The sequence below is a fragment of the Hymenobacter oligotrophus genome, from assembly GCF_003574965.1.
Classification (GTDB): Bacteria; Bacteroidota; Bacteroidia; order Cytophagales; family Hymenobacteraceae; genus Solirubrum; species Solirubrum oligotrophum.
In genome coordinates this window covers 1,682,630-1,701,124 of the sequence record NZ_CP032317.1, presented here as the reverse complement: position 1 = coordinate 1,701,124, position 18,495 = coordinate 1,682,630, and the positions used below count along the sequence as shown (strand labels likewise).

15 protein-coding genes are annotated in these 18,495 nt (G+C 60.6%); 10 read left to right on the top strand and 5 right to left on the bottom strand.

Annotation, left to right across the window (positions count from 1 at the left end; genetic code table 11):
• Positions 1 to 52 precede the first annotated feature (52 nt).
• Positions 53 to 832 carry a polysaccharide biosynthesis/export family protein gene (locus tag D3Y59_RS07265; protein ID WP_119444450.1) on the bottom strand — a complete coding sequence of 260 codons (780 nt, stop codon included), beginning with the start codon at positions 830 to 832 and terminating at the stop codon, positions 53 to 55.
• 299 nt (positions 833 to 1,131) lie between these two features.
• Between D3Y59_RS07265 and D3Y59_RS07260 the strand changes: the two genes are divergently transcribed.
• From D3Y59_RS07260 to D3Y59_RS07230, 7 genes are all read left to right on the top strand, one after another.
• Positions 1,132 to 1,812: a response regulator transcription factor gene (locus D3Y59_RS07260; protein ID WP_119444449.1), complete on the top strand. Its 681-nt coding sequence runs from the start codon at positions 1,132 to 1,134 to the stop codon at positions 1,810 to 1,812.
• Positions 1,813 to 2,052: 240 nt separating this feature from the next.
• Entirely contained in the window at positions 2,053 to 3,441 is a 1,389-nt protein-coding gene (locus tag D3Y59_RS07255; RefSeq protein WP_119444448.1) for a sensor histidine kinase, read from the top strand.
• A gap of 137 nt (positions 3,442 to 3,578) precedes the next feature.
• Complete coding sequence (locus tag D3Y59_RS07250) at positions 3,579 to 5,201, top strand: SulP family inorganic anion transporter (RefSeq protein WP_119444447.1); 1,623 nt, start codon at positions 3,579 to 3,581, stop codon at positions 5,199 to 5,201.
• 65 nt (positions 5,202 to 5,266) lie between these two features.
• Positions 5,267 to 6,025 carry a carbonic anhydrase gene (locus D3Y59_RS07245; RefSeq protein ID WP_119444446.1) on the top strand — a complete coding sequence of 253 codons (759 nt, stop codon included), beginning with the start codon at positions 5,267 to 5,269 and terminating at the stop codon, positions 6,023 to 6,025.
• 213 nt (positions 6,026 to 6,238) lie between these two features.
• Complete coding sequence (locus tag D3Y59_RS07240) at positions 6,239 to 8,785, top strand: type IA DNA topoisomerase (protein ID WP_119444445.1); 2,547 nt, start codon at positions 6,239 to 6,241, stop codon at positions 8,783 to 8,785.
• 233 nt (positions 8,786 to 9,018) lie between these two features.
• On the top strand, positions 9,019 to 10,128 hold the full coding sequence (locus D3Y59_RS07235) for a transglutaminase-like domain-containing protein (RefSeq protein WP_119444444.1): 1,110 nt from the start codon (positions 9,019 to 9,021) through the stop codon (positions 10,126 to 10,128).
• A 79-nt stretch (positions 10,129 to 10,207) separates the two neighbouring features.
• Positions 10,208 to 10,432: a DUF2905 domain-containing protein gene (locus tag D3Y59_RS07230; RefSeq protein WP_119444443.1), complete on the top strand. Its 225-nt coding sequence runs from the start codon at positions 10,208 to 10,210 to the stop codon at positions 10,430 to 10,432.
• Between the two features lie 8 nt (positions 10,433 to 10,440).
• Here the strand turns inward: D3Y59_RS07230 and D3Y59_RS07225 are convergent, their stop codons facing one another.
• Together D3Y59_RS07225 and D3Y59_RS07220 are read right to left on the bottom strand one after the other, a co-directional pair.
• Positions 10,441 to 11,181, bottom strand: coding sequence for a hypothetical protein (locus D3Y59_RS07225; protein WP_119444442.1), 741 nt, complete (start codon positions 11,179 to 11,181; stop codon positions 10,441 to 10,443).
• Between the two features lie 38 nt (positions 11,182 to 11,219).
• Positions 11,220 to 12,710, bottom strand: a complete 1,491-nt coding sequence (locus tag D3Y59_RS07220; RefSeq protein WP_119446371.1) for an SDR family oxidoreductase — start codon at positions 12,708 to 12,710, stop codon at positions 11,220 to 11,222.
• Positions 12,711 to 12,815: 105 nt separating this feature from the next.
• Here D3Y59_RS07220 and D3Y59_RS07215 point away from each other — a divergent pair, with 105 nt between their 5' ends.
• The 3 genes from D3Y59_RS07215 (at position 12,816) to D3Y59_RS07205 (ending at position 15,290) form a co-directional block, all read left to right on the top strand.
• Positions 12,816 to 13,025 carry a hypothetical protein gene (locus tag D3Y59_RS07215; RefSeq protein ID WP_119444441.1) on the top strand — a complete coding sequence of 70 codons (210 nt, stop codon included), beginning with the start codon at positions 12,816 to 12,818 and terminating at the stop codon, positions 13,023 to 13,025.
• A gap of 62 nt (positions 13,026 to 13,087) precedes the next feature.
• A complete protein-coding gene (locus D3Y59_RS07210) occupies positions 13,088 to 14,749 on the top strand; it encodes a glycosyltransferase family 39 protein (RefSeq protein ID WP_119444440.1) in 1,662 nt (553 codons plus the stop codon).
• A gap of 13 nt (positions 14,750 to 14,762) precedes the next feature.
• Positions 14,763 to 15,290 (top strand): GNAT family N-acetyltransferase, encoded by a 528-nt coding sequence (locus tag D3Y59_RS07205; RefSeq protein WP_162910615.1) that lies wholly within the window; start codon positions 14,763 to 14,765, stop codon positions 15,288 to 15,290.
• Between the two features lie 60 nt (positions 15,291 to 15,350).
• Here the strand turns inward: D3Y59_RS07205 and lysA are convergent, their stop codons facing one another.
• Together lysA and D3Y59_RS07195 are read right to left on the bottom strand one after the other, a co-directional pair.
• Complete coding sequence (gene lysA / locus D3Y59_RS07200; protein WP_119446369.1) at positions 15,351 to 16,493, bottom strand: diaminopimelate decarboxylase; 1,143 nt, start codon at positions 16,491 to 16,493, stop codon at positions 15,351 to 15,353.
• Between the two features lie 129 nt (positions 16,494 to 16,622).
• The gene (locus tag D3Y59_RS07195; protein WP_119444439.1) at positions 16,623 to 17,978 is read right to left on the bottom strand and encodes an aspartate kinase; all 1,356 of its coding nucleotides are present in this window, start codon (positions 17,976 to 17,978) and stop codon (positions 16,623 to 16,625) included.
• Positions 17,979 to 18,495: the final 517 nt, after the last annotated feature.

Below are 18,495 nucleotides of genomic sequence, written 5' to 3'. Positions count from 1 at the left end.
GTGTTTGGACGTGTGGGGGAGCAAGCCGGTGCGGACGCAGGTACCTACGTTCCTAGTTCAGCTTGAGGTAGTTCAGGATCAGGGCCAGGGCCGAGATACCCGAGAATACCAAGGCGAGGTTGGCGGTGTTGGCGCGGTTGGTACGGGCGGCCAGGGGCTCTACGTACAACGCGTCGTTGGGCAGCAAAAAAAAGTTGGGCGATGCCAACAGCTTCGGGTCGGTGAGGTCGAGCAGTACCACCTCGTTGCCTTTGGGCGAAGTCCGAATGAGCTTCACGTTACGGCGGTTGCCAAATTCCGTTAGGTCGCCGGCCAAGCCCAATGCCTCGAGCACCGTTGCCTGGCCATTATACACGAAATGGCGGCCAGGGTTTCTTACCTCGCCGAGCACCGTGATTTTAAACGAAAGCAGCTTCACGAGCACGTTGGCATCGCGCACAAAATTGCCCACCTCGCGCTGGATGCGCGCCTGGGTTTCGTCGATGGTAAGGCCTTGCACTTTCACCTTGCCCACGGTAGGTAAATTGATATGGCCGGTGGCGTCGACGTTGTAACCGGCCAGAAACATATTGCCGGGGTCGCCCTGAAACACGGCCCGTGCATCCGTCACGTTAAAAATCTCATTGAGTGCAGGCTGCACGCTTTGCACCCGCACCGACAGCACATCGTTGGGCTGAATGCGGTACGGCTGCGGTGCGTTAGGCATTAGCACCGCCGTAGAGGTATTGTATTTGCCTTGGAAATAGGGCAGGTTGCGCTGGGGCACGCAAGCCGCAAACAAAAACGGCAGCAGAAAAAGGCACAGCCGTGCGCGGTGCAGCAAGTGGGGCATGTTGGTGGTGGAGTTATGCTTCAGAGCAGACCTATACGCAGCAATCCGAAAGCCGGTGGCGCGGCCCTAGGTGCAGAGGTGCAAGTCGACGTGAGAAGCAGTTGGAGAGCCTAAGAGATAAGATTTTTCCATAAACTTATAGGACGCAGGCTAATTAGTCAAGTTAATCTTAAATTATTCTGATAATAATTTGTAATAAGCTTTGCTGCAATAATTCGACCAAACATCTTACAGTCGAGCTGATTAGTGCTGTAGGATGAGCGCAACCGGCTACCTTCGGTCCAGTATTTTATTTGCCTATGAAAATTCTGTTGGTTGAAGACGAACCGAAAGTGGCCGCGTTCCTGCAAAAGGGGCTGAGCGAGCAAACCCACTCGGTTGATATTGCCGCCGACGGCCTGCTGGGCTTGCGCCAGGCCCTTACCACGTCCTACGATTTGATCATCCTCGACCAACTGCTGCCCGGCCTGAGCGGGTTGGAGGTGTGCCGGCAAGTGCGCGCCCACAACACGGGGGTGCCCATCTTGATGCTCACGGCCCTAGGCGAAACCGACGACAAAATTCGGGGGCTCGACGCCGGCGCCGACGATTACCTCGTGAAACCCTTTGCCTTTCAGGAGTTGCTGGCCCGCATCCGGGCGTTGTCGCGGCGGCGGCAGGAGGCCCCCAGCCAACCTGTGCTGCGCCTCGCCGACCTCACCCTCGACCCCATGAGCAAGCAGGTAATGCGTGCCGGGCAGCCCATTCAGCTCACGGCCCGCGAGTTTGCGTTGCTGCACTACCTGCTGCGCAACCAGGGGCGGGTGGTGTCGCGCGTCGATATTCTAGAGCACGTGTGGGAAACCAGTTTCGACACCGGCTCCAATGTCATCGACGTGTACATCAACTTCTTGCGCAAAAAAATCGACAAGGAGTTTTCGCCCAAGCTCATTCACACGCTTGTGGGCATGGGCTACGTGGCCAAAGTCAACGAAGGGTAGCAAGCGTTTTGGAGGTCGTGGAGGGCAAGGTTTTAAAATTTGCCTAGGTGCCGCAGCAGGCAGCTCGGGCTTGCAACCCCGAAGCCGCGCCGCTCGGCTGCGTAGCCGGCCAGTTGGTGCCTGCTTGTGCTGCCGCCGGCTCTAGGTACGAATGCACGTTTCTTCACCTAGGGCACCTGCTCAGCTTGCTCTGTTTTCAACTCCTAAACTCAGGAACCCCGCAAACTCACTAACTGCCCCATGTCCATCCGCCTGCGCCTGGCGCTGCAGTTTGCTGCCATCGTGGCTTGCACGCTGCTGCTGTTTTCGGCGCTGATATATTTTTTCACTTACCTCTCGCGCAGCCAGTCGTTCGAGGAAAGCTTGCGCAACCGCGCCCTGGTGGTGGCGCACGTGTATTTCGATGGCACCCAGGCCAAAACCGACCCGCGCAGCCGGCCCGGCTACAGCCGTTACTTGCGGCAGTTTTACCGCACCCTCCCCGACGAAGAGGTGCGGATTTACGACCTGAATGGGCGCTTGGTGTTTCGGGAAGGCATGAACACCAACCGCGCGTTGCCCGCGGAGTGGCTGGCCAACAACGGCCAGCGCATGGCCCAAAAACTGCCCAACTGGCGCTACACGGTGGGCATGTTTTACGCCGTGCCCGAGCGCGGCCGGTTTCTGGTGGTGGCTTGGTCGAAGGATGCCGACAGCGAGCAAAAGCTGGGTACGCTGCGCACGGTGCTTATTACGGGCTTGCTGATTTCGTTGGTAGTAACGGGTATTGGTGGGTGGATTTTCGCCGGCCAGGCCCTGCGGCCCATGCGCTTGGCCGTGCAAGAAATGAGCAGCATTACCGCCTCCGACATGCACCGCCGCTTGTCGGGCGCCGGCGGCCAAGACGAAGTGTCGCAGCTGGCCCGCACCTTCAACAGCCTGCTCGATCGGTTGCAAACCGCGTTTGTAGGCCAGCGCACCTTTGTGCGCGATGCCTCGCACGAGCTGCGCACGCCGCTTACGGTGCTCATCGGCGAGCTGGAGGTAGCCTTGCTGCAACCGCGCAGCGCCGAGGAGTACCAGCAGGTACTGCGCAATACCCTCGATGCCGCCCGCCTGCTGAAAGACCTCACCAATGGCCTGCTGCAAATTGCCCGCGCCTCCGACGACCCCTCGCAGGTGCCGCTGGCCCCGCTGCGCCTCGATGAGTTGCTGCTGCAAGCGCACGAAGAGGTGCAGCGCCGCCACCAAACCTGCCGCATCGATTTGGATTTTCAGCTCCCTGCCGACATCGAGCCCGTGGTGAGCGGCAACGAAGCCTTGCTGCTCTCGGCCGCGCTCAACGTGCTCGAAAACGCTTGCAAGTTTTCGCGCGGTGCCCGGCGGCCGGTGCTGGCTACCCTTGGCGCCAACGCCCGCCATGTGAAGCTGGAAGTGCAGGACTGGGGAGTGGGCATGCACGAGGCCGACCGGCAACAAGTGTTCGTGCCCTTTTTCCGGGCCGATAACGCGCGCGGTGTACCCGGCCACGGCATCGGATTGCCCCTCACGCACCAAATTATGGAGCTGCACGGCGGCAGCATTCAGGTGCATAGCCAATTCGGCCAGGGCACCCGGGTGGTACTGGAGCTGCCTCGGCTCGACACCTAGAAAGCCGCTTTTTAACCTGGCTTTAATAAGCTTTTAACCGCAGATTAAGACAACGGAGGAAACTTGCAGACTAACGGGGCGCATGCGCGTAAACAACGCATCTGCTCATTAAAAACGCATCGGTTTACTCTGTTCTAATGGATTCAACAACGATATCATCACCGGCAGCGCCGGCCGCATCTTCGGCTACGGCTTCGCCGGTAGGCCCTCCGCCGTCGGCTGGCAATACGCTGGTTAAGGATTTGCCCGCCGGCTTGGTAGTATTCTTGGTTGCGCTGCCCTTGTGCTTGGGCATTTCGCTTGCTTCGGGTGCTCCGCTGCTCGCCGGCCTTGTGGCTGGCATTGTGGGCGGGGTGGTTGTCAGCTGGGTTAGCGGCTCGCACCTGAGCGTGAGCGGCCCGGCCGCCGGCCTCACCACCATTGTATTGGCGGGCATTCAGCAAGCCGGTAGCTACGAGGCCTTTTTGGTGGCCGTGGTGCTAGCGGGGGTGTTGCAAGTAGCCCTAGGTGCGCTGAAAGCCGGCGTCATCGGCATGTACTTTCCTACTTCGGTTATCCGGGGCATGCTGGCGGCCATCGGCCTAATTCTCATTCTGAAGCAAATTCCGCACTTCCTGGGCGGCGACGAAGACTTCTTCGAGGACCTGAATTTCTTTCAGCCCGACGGCATGAACACGTTCTCGTCGATTGGGCGGGCTATTGGCGAACTGCAGCCCGGCGCCCTCCTCATCGGCCTGTTTTCGCTCACGGTGCTGCTGCTTTGGGAGCGGCCCTTCGTCAAGCGCAACAAAGTACTGGGCCTGGTGCCGGGTGCGCTGATCGTGGTTGTGTGCTCTATTTTGATCAACCTGGCCCTAGGTAGCATGCGCCCCGAGTGGCAGGTAAAAACCACGCACCTGGTTAAGTTGCCGGTTATTAGCTCCGTCGACGACGTGCTGGGCTCCTTGCGCTTCCCCGATTGGAGCGTGCTGCTGAACGGCAACATCTACCTGCTGGCCCTCACCATCGGCATTGTGGCCTCGCTTGAGTCGTTGCTGAGCGTGGAGGCCGTTGATAAACTCGACCCGCTGAAGCGCAACACGCCCACCAACCGCGAGCTGTTGGCGCAGGGTACCGGCAACATCATTTCGGGCCTGCTCGGCGGCTTGCCGCTCACGGCCGTAATCGTGCGCTCGTCGGCCAACATCAACGCCGGCGCGGCTTCGCGGCTTTCGGCCTTCATCCACGGCATTCTGCTGCTGATGGCCGTGCTGTTTCTCGAAGATGTGCTCAACCTGATTCCGTTGTCGGCACTGGCGGCGGTGCTGCTGATGGTGGGCTACAAACTCACCAAGCCCGCCCTGTTCGTTACGCAGTGGAAGTTGGGCTGGGCGCAGTTCCTGCCGTTTGTGGTTACCATCGGCGTTATTCTGTTCACCGATTTGCTTAAAGGCGTGGGCGTAGGCCTGGCCGTGGCTGCTTTCTACATCCTGAAGGCCAATGCCGAGTCGGCCTATTTTTTCCACTACGAGCCCGACCACCAGCCCGGCACCGTGCACCTCAAGCTGGCCGAGCACGTATCATTCCTGAACAAAGCAGCCATTACCACCACCCTCGACCGGTTTAAGCCGGGTACGCGCGTGATTTTGGACGGCTCCGATTCAGTTTCGATTGACTACGACGTGCTCGAAGCCATCGAAAATTTCCGGCAAAGCGCCAACGACCGGGGCGTGGAGCTGGTTCTGCGCGACATTCCGCAGGTTCAGGTTTTAGGTCATTAAGCGCGGGCCGGGCCCGCAGCATTCCGCGTAAGCTCGCACCAACCTCACTTCCCCATTCCCCAATTATGCAACACATTCTCGATGGCAACCGCCGCTGGGTGGAGGCTCGACTTGCCGAAGACCCGGAATACTTCCACAAATTGTCGCAGGGCCAAAAGCCGCGTTACCTGTTCATCGGCTGCTCCGACTCGCGCGTGCCGGGCTCGGCCATTACGGGCACCATGCCGGGCGAGATGTTTACGCACCGCAACATTGCCAACCTGGTAGTGCCCACCGACATGAACATGCTGTCGGTGCTACAGTACGCGGTGGAAGTGCTTAAGGTAGAGGTGATTCTGGTAGTAGGTCACTACGGCTGCGGCGGCGTGGCGGCGGCAGCTTCTAACAAGCAGCACGGCCTCATCGATAGCTGGCTTACCAACATCCGCGACGTAATTCGCCTGCACGAAACGGAGCTGCTGCGCATTCAGGACGAAAACCAGCGCCTGCGCCGCCTCGTGGAGCTGAACGTGATTGAGCAGGTGCGCAACTTGGCCAAAACCAACATCATCCAGAACGCCCGCACCAAGCCCAACCCGCCGCAGCTGCATGGGTTGGTGTACGACATCAGCGAAGGCATTTTGCACGACCTGGAGGTAGACACCCGCGACCTGGACGAGTTCAACCACATTTACAGCACCATTGCCAACGCCGGCGCCGCGCTCGATCCGAAAGTGCAGGACGAGGTGAAGCAGCAGCTGCAACAGCAGCTCGGCAACCACAAAGGCAAAAAGCAGGAAGCCCCGCAAGCCTCTGAGCAAAGCGAAACCAAGCTGCCTGCCTAGGCCTTGAGTTGCGCCACCTAGGGCCCGGCGCTTGGCGTGCAGGCCTGCAAGCAAACCCTCCGGGCACGTAGCCCGGAGGGTTTTTTGTTGGGGCTGGCGCATGGCCGAGTACACCCGCCCGAACGACTTTTTTCGGGCGTATCTTTGTTGATTGCAGTGCCGCCGAAGCCCCCCGCGCAACGGCGCCGCCACCAACCACGATTACCTGCGATAGTGAAAGTCTGCATTGCCGAAAAACCCAGCGTAGCCCGCGAAATAGCCAACGTGCTAGGTGCCAACCGGCGCATGGATGGCTACTACGAGGGCAACGGTTACCAAGTCACCTGGACGTTTGGGCACTTCTGCACCCTGAAGGAGCCCGAAGACTACCGCCCCGAGTGGAAGCGCTGGAGCATTCACGACCTGCCCATGATGCCCGATAACTTCGGCATCAAGCTGATGCAGGACGACGGCGTGCGCAAGCAGTTTGCTGTCATCAAAGGCCTGCTGAACAGTGCCGAAGAAGTAATCAACTGCGGCGACGCCGGCCAGGAAGGGGAGGTGATTCAGCGCTGGGTGCTTACCGAAGCCAAGTACCGCAAGCCTTTCAAGCGCCTCTGGATTTCGTCGCTCACCGAAGAAGCCATCCGGCAAGGCTTTGCCAACCTGCGCGAGGGCAAAGAGTTCGACCGCCTGTACATGGCCGGCAAGAGCCGCGCCATTGGCGACTGGCTGCTGGGCCTGAACGCCACGCGCTTGTTTACCCTGAAGTACGCCTCGGGCCGCGGGCAGGTGCTAAGCCTGGGCCGCGTGCAAACGCCCACCCTGGCTTTGCTCGTCGACCGCTACCACGAGATTCGCAATTTTAAACCCGAGCCGTATTGGGTGCTGCGCACCGAGTACCGAGGCACTTTGTTCAGCCACGTAGCGCCGCCTAAAAAGGGCAAGGCCGATGACGACGAGCCCGACGAGAAAGCTCGTCTGAAAGCGCGTGGCTACTTCGTAAGCCAGGAGGAAGCCGATGCCGCTATGGCCGCCGTGAAGGACGCGCCCCTTACGGTTACGGGCGTCGAAATCAAGAAGGCGCTGGAGTCGCCGCCTGCCTTGTTCGACCTTACCTCGCTGCAGGTGCAGTGCAACAACCAGCTGGGCCTCTCGGCCGAGGATACGCTGAAGACGGTGCAAAGCCTCTACGAGAAGAAGGTAGTCAGCTATCCGCGTGTGGACACCACCTTCCTGCCCGACGACCAGTACCCCAAAATTCCCGGCATTCTGCAGGGCATCAGCGGGCCGTACCGCACCTTGGTGCAGCCGCTACTGGGCGAGAAGATTCGCAAGTCGAGCAAGGTATTCAACAACAACAAGGTAACCGACCACCACGCCATCATCCCGACGGGCAACGCGCCCGGGGGCCTGAGCCAGGCCGAGCACAACGTGTTCGACATCATCGTACGCCGCTTTCTGGCCGCGTTCTACCCCGATTGCGAAGTGTCGAACACCACGGTTACGGCCGAGGCGGCGGGGCACCCGTTCCGGGTGCGTGGCCGACAGATCCTCAACCCCGGTTGGCGCATTGTGTACGGCGACCCTACGCAGCAACAGGCGCCTAACACGGCGAAGGCTGGCGAAGGCGACGACGACGTGGTGAACACCGTGCTGCCGTCGTTCACGAAGGGCGAATCGGGTCCGCACAAGCCGCGCCTCGACCAAAAAGTAACCCAGCCCCCACGCGAGTACACCGAGGCTATGTTGCTGCGCGGCATGGAAACCGCCGGCCGCAACGTGGAGGACGAAGAACTGCGCCAAGCCATGAAGGAAAACGGCATTGGCCGGCCTTCTACGCGCGCCGCCATCATCGAAACGCTTTTTAAGCGCGGCTACATCCTGCGCGAAAAAAAGCGCATTGTGCCCACGCCCACCGGCGTCGAGTTGATCGGCCTGATCCGGAACCCCACGCTGAAATCGGCGGAGCTGACGGGGCAGTGGGAGCGGAAGCTGCGCCAGATTGAAGGCGGCAACCTCGAGCCCGATCAGTTTTTGGCCGAGCTAAAAGGCTTGGTGCAAGAGATGGTGCAGGAGGTAAAGCAAGACCGCGCCCGCATGGTGGCCCCGCCGCCCACGGCCACCGAAGCTGCTGCCTCGGCAGCCAAAAACGGCGGCAGCAAGCCCGCCCCCGCGAAGCCTGCTGTCCCCACCACGCCCGGCCCCGATGGCGCCCTAGGTGGTTGCCCGGTTTGCGGACAAGGCCACGTGCTCAAAGGCAAAACGGCGTTCGGCTGCTCACGCTTCCGCGAAGGTTGCCAGTTCCGGCTGCCGTTGGTGTTCGAGGGTAAGAAGTTCACCGACAAGCAAGTGCAGGCGCTGTTAACCAAGGGCCGCACTCCCGTCATCAAAGGCTTCATCGACGACCTAGGGCAGAAGTTCGACGCGGCCATCAGCCTAAACGCCCAGCACCAGCCCGAGCTGCAACGCGCCGCCGAGAGCAAACCCGCCGCCGACGACAAGCCGCAGCAGATACCTTGCCCGGTGTGCCGCCTGGGTACCATGCTCAAGGGCAAAACGGCCTGGGGTTGTTCGCGCTTTCGCGAAGACTGCCAGTTTCGGGTGCCGATGGAGCTGTGCGGCCGCCAGCTCACCGATGCGCAAGTGGCCAAGCTGCTGCGCCGGGGCAAGTCGGATGTGATACGCGGGTTTACCTCGCAGCGCACCGGCGCCAAGTTTGAGGCTGCACTCGAAATATCAGCCGAAGGAGAGGTGAAGTTTGTGTTTGAGAAGAAGTAATAAGCGAACAACCGGCTGCCGTGAAACGGGCAGCCGGTTTTCGTTTGCGGCATTCTTAGCTCAACGCACTCTTGGGTAATCAAAAACCAAAAGCAATGCTGGCGGTGATGCTCCTCTGTTTTTGGTTCTAGTTCTGAAAAGTGTTAGAAACCACATATTCATGTGGTTTAGCGTAGGCAACGCTCTTCAAACCACTTGCATCTAGGCGGTCATACGAACTCATTCTGACCGCTATGAAAACCTCTTTGCTACTCGGCCTACTGCTCACTTGCGGAACGGCAATTGCCCAAACTGCTACCTACCAAGGCTTGCCCGTGGTGAAGGCACATGCCGACCAGGCCGACTACCGCCTCGGTAATGCTTGGGTGAAAGGCAGTTGGCGCATTGCCCCCGAAGCCAGCCCCGATGTGCTGCTTTTACCGTTGCACGCCAGCAAAGAAACCCTCGTGTTCCGGACCGACCGTGACTCGATTCGCTACACGCTGGCGCCCGGCGACAAAAAGCAGTTTTACGTGCTGCTCGACGATGGCCGCTATGCCCTTACTGAGTTGCGCGCCACGGCTTTTCAAGCGGAGCGGCTGCGCTACAACGGCCCGCGCGGAGCCGCCACGCACGCCATTCGCTACGAGAGCGGAACTAACAACGCGTATCTGGCCCAGCTGCGTCAGCAATACAACCTCGACGCCGTGGTGCAGGGTGCTGCCAACGATACCGAGCGCGCCCAGCGCCTGCTGCACTGGGTGCACCAGCAGTGGCGCCACGATGGCGGCAACACCCCGACGAAGAACGATGCCCTAACGATTCTGGCCGAGGCCAAACAAGGCAAGCAATTCCGCTGCGTGGAGTACGGCATTGTGGCCACCTCGTGCCTCAACGCCTACGGGCTGAAGTCGCGGGTGCTGGGCCTGAAAACCAAGGAAGTGGAAACCACCCAATCGGGTGCGGGGCACGTGTTGCTCGAAACCTGGTTGCCCGATCTGCAAAAGTGGGTGCTGCTCGATGGGCAGTGGGATGTAATGCCCGTGCTGCGCGGCAAGCCACTGAACGCCGTGGAATTTCAGCAAGCCATTGTGCGCAACTACAAGGAACTGGAAATCCGCAGCCTATCGGGCACGGCCAAGCGGGGCTACGTTGACTGGATTACGCCCTACTTATACTACCTCGATGTACGATTCGACAACCGCGAAGGCGTTGGCCTGCAGCGCGAAAAGGTGAACGGCAAGAGCAGCCTGATGTTGGTGCCGGTGGGCGCTAAGGAGCCGACGGTGTTCCAGGCTAGCTCGCCCATTAACTACTGCGTGTACACCCGCTCGTTGGCCGATTTCTACGCCAAGCCAGAGTAAGCTGCGTTCCTTACAAGCTAGGCACTGCACCCGTTCGGAGCGACTTACGTAACGAACGGGTGTACTTTTTCCCACATTGATGCCTCCCCAACTCGGTAAACTACTCGTCATTGCTGGCCTCGGCATTGTGGTGCTCGGCGCCGTGATTTGGCTGGGCGGTGGCAGCTTATTCAGTTGGTTTGGCCGCTTGCCCGGCGACATCCGCATCGAACGGCCCAACTTCCGATTCTACGCGCCCATCGTATCGATGCTGCTGCTGAGTTTGGTGCTGAGCGCGATTATGTGGTTGGTGCGCAGGCTGTAGTACCTAGGTTAGAAACTGCACGCCAGCTGCAGGGTGCCCTGCGTGGGCGACTGACCCGTGCGAAACGGCGGTTGGTAATAAGCGCTTATGCTCCAAGCACCGCCCAAGGCTACGTACGCCTGCCCAAATACCTGGGCGGCTTCGCTATCGTAGGATGAAGTTGGAAAGGCCACGCCTACCAATAGCCGAAATTGCCCCTCGGAGCCGAAGCCCCGCCCGGCACCTAGGCGCGCCGAGGGGTTGCCCAGGCCGGTAAGATCGTGGGCGTAGTCGAGCTGTGCGTGCCAGCTGTCGAGGCGGCCGCCGCGCACGCGCAGTTGCGGCACAAACCGTACGGCCTCCAGCTCTCGGTAGTAGCCCAGCTTGCCCACCCACACCCCAAACCAACCGCCAAAGTAGCGGCCATCGGCGGCGGCGTAGGGGTTGAGGCCCCACAGGCGCGTGTTGCCGAGTATGGGGTAACGGAAGTCGCCGGTAAGGCTACCAAAGCCGCCGCGCAAACCCACCGTGAAGGTGGTGCTGTAGTCGGCATCGGATTCTTGCCACAGGTTGCGGTGCGCCACGTGCAGCCCGGCAGCCCAATAGCCGGGGTTGCCCATCGCCAAATTGGGCTGCCGGCCCAGCAGCGCCTCAGTACCTACCAGCCAGCTGTTGATTACCTGGCGGCTCGGTGGGGTAGGGGTTTGGGCCTGCAGCGGCTGAGCGGCGGCCACGCAACCTAGGGCTGCGGCGAGGAGCACGTGTTTCACAAGGCAAAGAAACGGACTGCTCCCGCACGTAGTATGCCCTAGGTAGCCGACGGCACCGCAGACGATGGTGACCTAGGCGTGCTGCCGTACTGCACAATATTTTCGATCATGCCCTTGAAAATGACGAAATGGAAGGGCACTAGCGAATACCAGTACAAGCGCCCCGCCAAGCCGCGCGGCCGGAAAGCGGCCAATTGCTCGAGCACGTGGGTGCCATCGGCGTTATCGAGAATGCGAAACTGCAGCCACGCTTCGCCGGGCAGCTTCATTTCGGCATAGAGCAGCAGACGGCGGCTGGCACGGTCGGCTACCAGCACACGCCAGAAATCGAGCGGGTCGCCGGGGCGCAGCGACGAGGCAGAACGGCGTCCGCGCCGCAAGCCTACACCGCCCACTAGTTTATCGAGCAAGCCACGCACGCGCCACAGCCAATCCACTTTGTACCACCCGCGTTTGCCGCCAATGCGCCAAATGTTATCGAGCACCTCTTCGGGCGGGCGGGCAAAGTGCATTACTTGGCGGTCGAAGAACATGCCGTGCTGCGGTATCTGCACGTAGTCCATGTAGTTTTTGTCGGCCACGCCGCTGCTGGCCGCGTCCTTCCAGCTGCTGATTACCTCGTTTTGCTCGATGCGCTGGAATGCCAGCTCCAGCGCTTCGGTGTAGCTCATGCACTGGTGCGGCACGGCTTTACGGATGCTGCGACGCAAATCGGCCACGGTGTCATTCTTCAGCGAATCGACCAAGCTTTGCGCCAGCGAAAACGAGGTGCGCGTTACCAGAAACAACCACCACGACGACAACCGGGGCGTGAGCACCGGCACCGTGAGTATGGGCCGACGAAAGCCGCGCAGCCGCGCAAAGCCCTGCAGCATCTGCTTGTACGTGAGCACATCGGGCCCACCGATATCGAAGGTTTTGCCCAAGCAAGCGGGGTTGTCGAGCACGGCGGTGAGGTAGTGCATCACGTCGCGCACGCCAATGGGTTGGCAGCGCGAGTTTAGCCACCTAGGGCCCACCATCACCGGGAGCTTCTCCACCAAATCACGGATGATTTCGAACGAGGCCGAGCCCGAGCCGATGATGATGCTGGCGCGCAACACGGTGGTTTGGGCGTGGGCGGCTTTCTTCAGCTCGCGCTCCACACCTAGGCGCGAGCGAAGGTGGGTGGAGAGCTTCGGGTCGTTGACGATGCCCGAGAGGTAAATCACCTGCCGGATGCGGGTGCCGTTGAGGTACTGCACAAAGTTGCTGGCCGACTGCTGCTCGGTCCGAAAGAAGTCGCGGCCGTTGGTGCTCATGGAATGCACCAGGTAGTAGGCGGCGTCGAAGTCGTGAGGTAGCTGACGCAGCGTATCGGGCTGGCGCAAATCGGCCTGCACCACCTGCACGCGCTCGTGCAACGGGGGCGGCAGGGCAAAGCGCCTGGGGTCGCGCACGAGGCAGGTTACGTCGTGGCCGGCTTCTACCAGCAGCGGCAGCAGGCGTTGGCCAATGTAGCCGTTGGCGCCGGTGAGCAGAATGCGCATAAGCCAAATGAGTTGCAAGCCAGAGTACTTAGGCTAACTCAAGTGCGCGGCAAAGGTTTGGGTTCGGAAGGCAATACAGGTAGCAAAGGGGCCTATATTGCCCCGATGAACAGCAAGCTGCCTACAACCCGATTGAAGTTGCGCCCGATGTTTTTCGCGGGCTTAGCATGGCTGGTGTTAGGCCTGTCGCAACAGAGCATGCGGGTGTTTGCCATCCTGGGCGTGATGTTTATGGTAATCAGCTTCAGGCCGCGCAAGGCTGCTCAACCGGCCTCGAACGCTGAGCCGGGTGGTAATCAGGAGCCCGGGGCTTAGCGAAATACCGCCTGGGTAGTTGGCAAGCGCTACTTTTGCCCGCGCTTCTTGTTTGCTTGCTTATGCCGTCTTTACCCATGTCGTCGCGTTGGTGGTTGTGGTTGCTGCTGCTAGCCCTAGGTGCGGCGTTCTTCGTCAACCTCAACGCTTGGGGGGTGCTCGAGAGCAGCGAGGCGCGCTACGCCGAAATTGGCCGCGAAATGTTGGTGGGGCAGGATTGGCTGCACCCGCGCCTGCTGGGTATTCAGCATTTTCATAAGCCGCCCGTTACGTACTGGCTCACGGCCGCTGGCTTAGGGCTGTTCGGCTCTTCGGCCGGGGCGGTGCGCGTGCTGCCGGTGCTGGCGGTGCTAGGGCAAGTGGCGCTGATGTACGGCTTGGGCCTACTGCTGTTCAGCGGCGATAAGCGCCGCGCCATTGCCACGGCGGTGGTGTACGGCACGCTGCCGGTGGTGCTTATTTCGGCGCTCAACGTAACTACCGATGCCTACCTGGCTACGCTGGAGCTGCTGTCGGCTTATGCGTTCGTGCGCTACCATTACACGCCCGCTGACAAGCCGGCAGCGGGTTGGCTTTACCTAGGCTGGGTAGCGTTGGGGCTAGGTTTCCTCACGAAAGGCCCGGTAGCAGTGGTGCTCCCGCTGATGGCCGTAATCAGCCTACACACCAACCGCGAGGCGCCGCGCCGCCCCTGGAGTGCGCACCACCTGCTGGCGTTCGGGCTGTTTGTGATGGCGGGCCTCAGCTGGTACTTGTTGCTACTGCTCGACGACCCCAAGTTCCTACGCTATTTTCTGTTCGAGCACACGGTACAGCGCTTTGCCAACGCCGCCACGTTTAACCGGGCTAAGCCGTGGTGGTTTTACGTGGTGCTGGCGCCCCTGGGCAGCTTGCCGTGGTCGGCGGCGCTCATTGCCGAAGTGGTGCGCACCGGCTGGCGCGGCCTAGGTGCCCGGTGGCGGCAAGTGCTGCTGTGGTGGGTGCTGGTGCCGCTGGTGTTCTTCTCGCTTTCCAAATCGAAGCTGCTGCTCTACGTGCTGCCCATATTTCCGGGGGTGGCGCTGCTGACGGTGGAGCTGCTCGGCCGCCGCACCGATGCGGTGCTGTTTCGCTGGTATGTGGGCTTTATGTCGTTGTTCGGGTTGTTGCTCGGGGCCATGTGCTTGCTGCCCATCTTCGGTCCGGGCTTTGGCCTCACCATCAGCCCGGTTACGGCCATGTGGCCCGCAGGAGGTGTGGTGGTGCTGCTGCTTACGCACTTGTTTTGGGATGAAGTGCGCATTGCCCCCAAGCTGCTGGTGCTCACGGTGGTATTCACGATGGGCCTGCTGGTGTCGGCCAAGGCATTCCTAGGTCAGGTAGAAGGACAGGCCAACGGCAGCCGCCCAGTGGCCGAGCGCCTTAAGCAACTGGAACTGGCGCAACGCCCAGTGCTGGTGTACAACGAGTTGCTGCCTTCGTTGGCGTTCGAGCAGCACAAGCTGCCCGTTTCGCTCTACGATGGCAACCACAGCCTGCAGCGCGAAACCCAATTCGAGCGCGACGAGCAATGGCGCCGCCACCTCATCAACCTGCAAGACCCCGCCGATACCGTGGCCCTAGGTACCTGGCTTCGCCAACGCCCCGTGGTGCTGACCAAAAAGGAATTGCCCGCCGAGCGGCAGTACTTGGTAAAAGGCCTCGGCAAGCACGAGCAAGTAGGCCCCTGGACTATTTACTACTAAGCACAACTTGCTGATGGCCGAGCCAAACCCGCAGATGCGCCCCGAAATGCCGGCCGATAAAGAAGCCGTTTTCGAGGTAAACAAGCGTGCGTTCAACCGCCCCGACGAGGCTCTTTTGGTTGATGCGCTGCGTCAGAGCCCTGCATTTGTGCCAGGTTTGTCGTTGGTGGCCGAAGCGGCCGGGCAAGTGGTCGGCCATATCTTGTTTACCATTATCAAGATCGAGCAGCCTGGCCGGGAGCCAATTACCAGCCTAGCACTTGCGCCCATGGCTGTGCTGCCCGAGTGGCAAGGCCAAGGCCTAGGTACCCAGTTGGTGCAACGTGGTTTGGAGCAAGCCCGCGCGTTGGGGTGCCGCTCAGTAATCGTTCTTGGCCACGAGCATTACTACCCTAGGTTCGGTTTCAGGCCTGCGCAGGAGTGGGGCATCAGCGCTCCGTTTGCGGTGCCGGCCGCCGCATTTATGGCCTTAGAGCTGGTGCCCGGTGCGCTGGCAGGTGTGCAGGGCGTGGTGCGCTACGCACCTGAGTTCGGCCTTTAACCACCGCGGCCCGGTATCCTAGCTGGATACCGGGCCGCGGTGGTTTTGGCAGGGCGAGTACTACACGTACACCGCCGGGGCTTTGTCGCGAAGGTTGTAGTTCGAGGCCATAACCTCGCCGTAGGCGCCGGCCGTGCGCAACACCACCACGTCGCCGCGGCGGGTTTCGGGTAGGGCAATGCGCCGCCCAAACGAGTCCGACGATTCGCAGATGGGGCCCACCACGTCGTAAAGCTGCTCTTCGCCTTGGCTGGTCAGGTTCTCGATGCGGTGGTAGCTCTGGTACAAAGCCGGGCGGATTAGCTCCGTCATGCCTGCATCGAGGATTGCGAAACGCGTCTGCTGGCTTTCCTTAACGTAGAGCACACGGCTTACCAGCGTGCCACACTGGGCCACCAGGGCGCGACCAAGCTCCACGTGCACTTGCTGCTCGGGGCGGCGGCGCAGGTACTGGTCGATGGTGCTAAAGTAGGCCTCGAAGTCAGGAATCAGCTGCTCGTCGGGCTGCTCGTAGTTCACGCCTAGGCCGCCGCCTACGTTGAGGTGGGGCAGCACAATGCCACGGTGCTCAAACCACTGCTGCAACTCATTCACGCGGTGGCACAAGGTTTCAAACACCGATATGTCGGTAATCTGCGAACCGATGTGCACGTGCAAACCCACCAGCTCCACGTGTGGCAGCGTTGCCAGCATATCTACCACGCCCGGCAACTCGGCCATGCCAATGCCGAACTTATTGGCTTTCAGGCCCGTGGTGATGTAGTGGTGCGTGCGAGCATCAACGTTTGGATTGAGGCGCAGCGCCACGCGGGCTTTTTTACCTAGGGCGCCGGCTAGCTCGCTGAGCACCTCCAGCTCGGGGCCCGACTCCACGTTGAAGCACCAGATATCGGCAGCCAGCGCGCGGTTGATTTCCGCATCCGATTTGCCTACGCCGGCAAACACCACGTGGTCGGGCGCGAAGCCGGCCTCGAGGGCACGCTGCACTTCGTTGCCGCTTACGCAGTCGGCCCCAAAACCATGCTCCCGCATCAACTGCAGCACGGGGTCGTTGGTGTTGGCTTTGAGCGCGTAATGCACCTGAATGTTGCGCGACTCGGCGGCGCGCTGGGCGGCCTGCAAGGTCTGGCGCAGCAGGCCTAGGTCGTAGAGATAAAAGGGTGTGGGCCGGGTGGCTAAGTCCGACGGAAGTTGAAGAGACATGGTATACGTGGGCTTACCCTTGGCCGCCCCTAGGTAGGAAAGCGGCCGGGCGGCCAGGCAGGCCGCGGCAGGGTAAGTGGTTGAAAGCGAAGTGTAAATCAGAAAGCTAAGACCCAAAAGCAGCCGGGCTTAGTTCCCTTGAGTAGGAGCGTTAGTCAAGGCTTGCTCGCGCCGAAACAGGCCATCGTTGAGGGCATGCAGGGCGCGGGCCTTGTCGGTGGTGTTGATGAGGATGCTGATGTTGTTGGGCGAGCCGCCGTAGCTAATCATGCGCAACGGCACATCGCGCAAGGTATCGAACACCTGGCCGGCGGCGCCGTGCTGCTCCTGCACCAGGTTGCCTACCAAGCAAATGATGGTGAGGTCGGTGTCGATTTCGACGGTGCCGAAGCGGCGAAGCTCTTCCAGAATGGCAGGCAGGTTGCTCGAGTCGTCGATTGTGAGCGACACGGCTACCTCCGAGGTGGTTACCATGTCGATGGGCGTGCGGTAACGCTCGAACACATCGAAAATGCTGCGCAAGAAACCGAAAGCCAACAGCATGCGGCTGCTTTTGATACGAATGGCCGTGAGGCCGTCTTTGGCGGCTACCGCCTTAATTGCCTCCGAACCGGTTTTCGACGAAATGAGCGTACCCGGCGCTTCGGGCTGCATGGTGTTCAGCAGGCGCACCGGAATGCCGTGCTCGCGCGCTGGCAGTACCGAGCTGGGGTGCAAGATTTTAGCCCCAAAGTAAGCTAGCTCGGCCGCTTCATCGAACGACAATTCGCGGATGGGGTAGGTGCCCTCTACCACGCGTGGGTCGTTGTTGTGCAGGCCGTCGATGTCGGTCCAGATTTGGATTTCCTCGGCGCTGGCGGCCGCACCAATCAGCGACGCCGAGTAGTCGGAGCCGCCGCGCTTAAGGTTGTCGATAAAGCCCTCGGCACTGCGGCAGATGTAGCCTTGCGTGATGAACAGGTGGTGCCCTGGGTGTGCCGCCAACTGCGTGGCCAGATGCTCGCGGATGTAGGCCGCATCGGGTTCGTCGTCGTGATCGAGGCGCATGAACTCCAGCGCTGGCAGCAAGGCCGCTTGCTCACCCAACACGCGCGTCAGGTACAAATGAAACAGCTGCGTGCTCAGCAGCTCGCCCTGTGCCAGAATCACCTTTTCGCCCGAGGCCGACAGTGGCGTGCGGGTTAGGTTGAAAATGGTTTTGAACGACTCGTCGAGCAGCTTGGTCGCCTCCTGGGCCACGGCCGCATCGGGCAGCAGCTCCTTGGCTACCATGTGGTAGTGCTGGCGCAAAATCTCGGTTTGCGAGGTAGCCGCCGTGATTTCACCCTCGAACAACAGCTTGGCAATGGCTACCAGCGCATTGGTAGTGCCCGACATGGCCGAGAGCACCACGATGCGGGGCTCCTGGGCCTTGATAAGCTCGGCCACGGCACGCATCCGCTCGGCCGACCCGACGGACGTGCCGCCGAACTTGAGAACTTTCATGAGAGTAGAGAAAGTGGAGTGACAAGGACTCAACCACTTGCAGGGTGGTTGCTAGGTGAAACGCAAGAAAAAAGCGCCGGTTGGAGGACCGGCGCTAACTACTTTGAAGTAAGATCAAACAAGTGGCAGGGCGACGGTCAGCTCCGGGTACGTTTCACCCGTTTAGCGCACTTACCCTTTTTGCCCATAGCACACACGCCAGCCGCAACCAGGGTAACCAGGCCGGCCGAAGCGGTTTGCGAAGCGAAATTGAAAGCGGTGCTGAACATGCTGCTGCAAATGTAACTCTGCCGATGCCCCGATAAGTCGGAACTAGCCGAGTTTGCGGCCGCGAAGTACGGACATAAAGCCGCAACAACCAGCACCCCGAAAAAAATATATGTGATACACTGGGCCAGGCGCAAGGATGCACTGCGGTGCCCTAGGTGCTGGGTAGGGCGCTCAAGCTCGGCACCTAGGGCTCAGTAACCCAAAGTGTTGTTGAATGCTGAGTATTAAGTCTCAAAGCAGCAGGGCT